Genomic DNA, 4877 nt, shown 5'->3' on the forward strand with positions numbered 1-4877 from the left:
ATGCCCACAACTGGCCAGCATTAACGATGCACTCAAGGCCTTGCCGCAGGCGGCGTCGAATTCGATCGGCGAAATCCAGGCCACCGTCAACGCTTATTACAAGGTGGTGGCGCTGGCTGATGGCAAGGCCGGCAACAGCGACCTGTCGGCCTACCCGAGCGCGGCCGACTATGCGGCGCTGGGCGTGACGCCCGCGCTGTCGAGCGTGGGCGCACGCCTGTTGAGTGGTGCCATCGACGGCAAGAGCGCTGCTGATGTGTCTACCGTGGCGCGCATCAATGAACTGGCCCATGCTGCCCAGCGCCTGGCCGAACAGGTGGCGCTACCGGCTGGGCAGATACTGCCGGTGCCGCTGACGGCGGCTGACTTCGCGCGCCTGGGCGTGACCGGCACCAGCGACGACAACGTCGCCGAGGTGGCCGCCAGCCTCAATAGCGTGCCGCAGGAGTTGCGTGACAACGGCAGCGTGGTGGGTGACATCGATACCCTGGCCGAGGTGCAGGCACTGGTCTCCAGCAAGATCGGCTCGTTGCAGACCATCCTCAATTACGCCAAGGATCTGACCCCCATCAACCCGCTACGGCCCACCCAAACCGAACCGCTCTTGAGCGATTACCAGAGTTCCCTGCTCACCGCCAATGCCGCCACTCAGGTGACGGCGGCCAACCTGTCCAGCATCAACAGTGCGGTCAAGGCGGTCGGGGTGGATGCCATCTCTTCGTGGAAGAAGTTGGGTGCGCTGGTACAGTCCTACAACCTGGTGCTGGCTGCCGCCGATGGCGTGCCCGGCAATGCCCTGCAATTGCCCAGTGCCGACGACTATGCGCGCATCGGCGTGCAGGCGCTGCAGACCCTGTTCCCGGCTGCTGGCGCTGTGCGCAACAATGCGTTGAGCCTGTTGAACCAGGTGCTCGATGCCGTGCCGCGTAGCGAGGTCGATACCGTTGCCAAGCTGCAGTCGCTGGCCAGCGTAGCCGCGCGTGTGATCGCCCTGGGTGCTGGCCAGAGCGTGGTGCTGGGGGCCGATGAACTGAACCAGTTGCATCTGCCCGCGCCGATCACGGCCGCGCAATTGCCGGTGGTGCTCTCGGGCATCGCCGGCACCGCCGATGACGGTGCCGACCTGCGCTCACCGGCCATGGTGGCCGACGTTGCGGCGCGGGCGCTGGCCGCCTCCGCCAAGATCGTCGCCTATGCCGATGATGTGGCGCGGCCAGCGCCCGTGATGGTCGACTATCACGCCCTGGGCATCAAGGGGGTGGAGGACGACCTGCACCAGAATGCCCTCAATTCCTCGCTGGCGACCCCGACCGTGGATGGCAAGCGGGTGGCCGTGCCGTCGCAATTGCAGGAGATCGCCGACGCCTATGGCCGCATTCTCGGCCAAGCGGGTGACGTAGCGGGCTTGCGTACCGATCCGGGGCTGAAGGATTTTGCCCTGATCGGCGCGACCGCGCCGCGCGATGACAACGCCAAGACCCTGATCAATTCCGCCCTGCTCGGCAAGACCCCGCGCGAGTTGGTCAGCGTCAGTGCCGTGAGCCAACTGGTGGGGGCGGCCAATGCGATCGAAGCTCTGGCCGCCGGCGACGATAGCGCACTGGCCGGCAGCACGCCGGCCGACCAGGCCGCCGATCTGAGGGCCAAGCTGGATGTGCTGGGCGTGGTCAACTTGAATGAGGCCTTGCAGGCCTCGGTGACTCAGGCCATCATCGCCAGCCCTGACGATGGCAGCGCCATCAATACCCTGGCCAAGTTGCAGGCGCTGGTGGATGGTGCCATCCAGGCGCAACTGAAAATCAACGCCTACGCCGACGATGCCAGCCGCGCCGTTCCGACCGTCGCGGACTATGCCGCCATCGGCGTGACTGGTGTGACTGTCGACCATCTCGATGCCATCAATTCTGCATTGGCCAGCGCGCCGGTGGGCTCTACCCAGACCGGTACGCCGGCCCTGGTGCAGGGCATCGTCGACGCCTATGTTCGCATCCTGGCCGCCGCCGATGGGGTGGCCGCCAATGCCGCACACCTGCCGCAACCGCTGGATTACCAGCGGGTCGGTTTGCCGGCCGACCTGGTCGCAGCCCTGCAACCGGGTGCCGATGGCGTGGCCTCACCCTTGCTGGGGATGCTCGACACCCTGGTCGATATCGCCCACCCGGCCAGCGTCAATACGCTGCCGGCGCTTTCGCGCCTGGCCGCTACCGCGCAACACCTGGTGGCCCAGGCCAATGGCGCCATCACCGATGCGTTGGTGACCCAGGCCGAACTGGCCAGTGCCGGTATTACCGGCCTGGACGCCCATACCTTCCCGGCCGTCTTGGCCGCCATTGCCGCCAGCGCCGATGATGGCAGCGGCATCATCGGCACGCTGCCCGCCGGTGGGCTCAAGTTGCAAGCCCTGGCCGACAATGCCAACCGCTCGCAGTTGAAGATCGAAGCCTATGCCGACGGCGTGGCCAAGGCCGCCGCACCGACCTTGCTCGACTTCAAGAGCGTGGGCCTGGACATGGCCGCACGCATGTCGCACGCCACGCCGGAGCTGGCCTTGAAGGCCGTCAATTCCGTGTTGCAAACGGTCAGTATTGGTGCGGCCCAAGTGAACCCGCCTTCCAAGTTGGCGGCCATTGCCGATGCCTATGACCTGGTATTGGCCGCCGCCGATGGCGCCGCCCCGGTCGATGGTTCTGCCAGCCCCCAGGCCCAGGCCATCAGTGCCGATGTGTTCGGTAAGCTGGGCGTGACCGGGTTGGTCGCAACCGATCCAGCCGTGCAGGCGCTGTTGGTGACCAACATGCAAAGCGTGCTGGACGCCATGAAACCGGCTGCCGCCGCCGATGTAGCCAATTTGCAGGCCAGCGTGGACGTGCTGGTCAAGATCAGTCACCTGGCCGATGGCGTGGCCGGCAATGCCGCTGCGGTGGATCAGTTCAGCAATGCGCTGGTCGCCTTGCAGGCGGCGGGCGTGAGTATCACCGATGCCACCGTCGCCACCGCGGCGGCCAATGCCATCGATGCTGCCGACTATGCCAAGCTGGCCAGCCCGGCCAAGCTGCAGGCGCTGGTCGATGGCTATGCCCGCATCCTGGCCGAGGCCAACGAAGCCGAACCGGCCAGTGGCGCTGCGTATGGCAATCAGGATAAGGTCGCCGATGCCACCCCCGGCAGCGATCCCTCGCTGCTCGACTTCGCCGCCATCGGTGCCCGTCTGCCGGGTTTGACGGTCAACCCCGGCAGCGCTGCCGAACAGGATATGGGCCTGAAGCTCACCGATGATGTATTGAAGCGCAAGGCGCGTTCCCAGGTCGATACCGTGGCCGAGATCGAGCAGATCGGCCAGGCCGTGGAGCAACTGCTGCACCTGGCCGCACAGCCTGCCGGCACAGCCTTGCCGGCCCTGAGCAATGACGACCGCCTGCGCTGGGATGCCAGCTTCCGAGCCCTGGGCGTCAGCGGTGTGGATAGCGGCGCTGACGGCAACCTGGAACAGGTGCTCACCCGCATCACCGGGGTGGGCATCGCCAGCCTTAATGCAGTAGCGCCGATCCAGACCCTGGTCAACAGCGTCAATGAAGCCTTGATGGTCATCATCAACTACGCCGAGGACAGCGACAAGAACCCGGCGCCCACCGTGACCAACTACCATGATGTGGGTGTGGACCGCGGTACGGCAGCGGCCGCTGTCAATGCCGGCAACCTGGACAGCATCAATGCTGCCGTGGCCCGTCTGGAGCGTAGCGACGTCGATAGCCGCCCCAAGCTCAAAGCGCTCATCAATGCCTACAACGCCATCCTCTCTGCGGCCGATGGCAAGAGCGGCGATGCCTCCGGTACCGGCCTGTTGCCGGAGCAGTACCTGGCCATCGGTGTGCCGCTCTCCAGCGCCTCGATTGGCATGGGCAAGCTGGTGAACCCGGTGGGCGGTACCAAATCCCTGGACCAGGTGGACGTCGACAAGCTGGCCCTGTTCAACAGCGTGGTGGGCGCCCAAGGGCGCGACGGCGTGGCCACTCCCGACAAGCTGGCTGCCCTGGCCGCCACGGCGGCGGACCTGATCCGCACCGCGCGCGAGAGCAAGGACGATCCGGTGGTCGGTGGTAGCACCACCAGCCTGAGCGTGAAGAGCCTGCAAGCCCTGGGCCTGGGTGCCATCACCAGCAATGCGGTGCAGGCGGCCTTCCTGGATGCGGTGCGGGTCAAGGGCAATAGCATCGACCCCGCCACCAGCCAGCCCACCCTCGGCCGACACCCCCGCCACCCACGATGTGAGCGGGGTGCGCAGCATTGAGCAATTGACCTCCATCGCCAACAGCTATGCCAAGGTGCTGGCCTACGTCAATGGCGGCGGCAGTGTCGCCGATGCGCCCACCATCGCCGACTACCAGAACATCGGCGTGGCCTTGCCGCATACCGTGGCGGCTACTTCGGGCAGTGCCATGAAGCTGTTCAACAGCGTCGTCCATGCCCAGGACAACACTGCCAAGGTCGATAGCGTGGCCGAGCTGAACCGGCTGGCGCTGACCGTGGACCAGATCATGCAGGTGGCCGCGGTAGCCCCCCTGGCGGACCGCTATCCGGTGCAATATCCGCCGGTCAGCAGTACCCTCAAGCCGGCCGATCTGAGTGCGCTGGGCCTGACCGGGGTGGACAGCAACAGTTTGGCCTGCTTGCTCAACAAGTTGCAGACCACCGCCGATGACGGCAGCGGCGCGCTCACGGTGGCCGCGCTGCAAGGCATGATGGATGCGGCCATCGCGGCCGAGCGCAAGATTACACAATTCGCGCGCGATGACGCGGGCGATGCTCCCACCGTGGCCGACTTCGATGCCCTGGGCCTGCAACTGCCGGTCGATAGCAGTCGCAGCAGCGCGCCATAT

At 66.1% G+C, this 4877-nt stretch carries 1 protein-coding gene and 1 pseudogene; both read left to right on the plus strand.

Annotation, left to right across the window (positions count from 1 at the left end; all coding sequences use genetic code 11):
• A pseudogene (locus I5W_RS09745) lies at nt 1-4288 on the plus strand (Ig-like domain-containing protein); the annotation flags it as partial.
• A partial coding sequence (locus tag I5W_RS32415; RefSeq protein ID WP_199901727.1) for a hypothetical protein occupies nt 4275-4877 on the plus strand: 603 nt, incomplete at its 3' end. The pseudogene I5W_RS09745 and the gene I5W_RS32415, both read left to right, overlap by 14 nt.

This window comes from Herbaspirillum sp. B65 (genome assembly GCF_000333555.1).
Taxonomy (GTDB): domain Bacteria; phylum Pseudomonadota; class Gammaproteobacteria; order Burkholderiales; family Burkholderiaceae_D; genus Herbaspirillum; species Herbaspirillum rubrisubalbicans.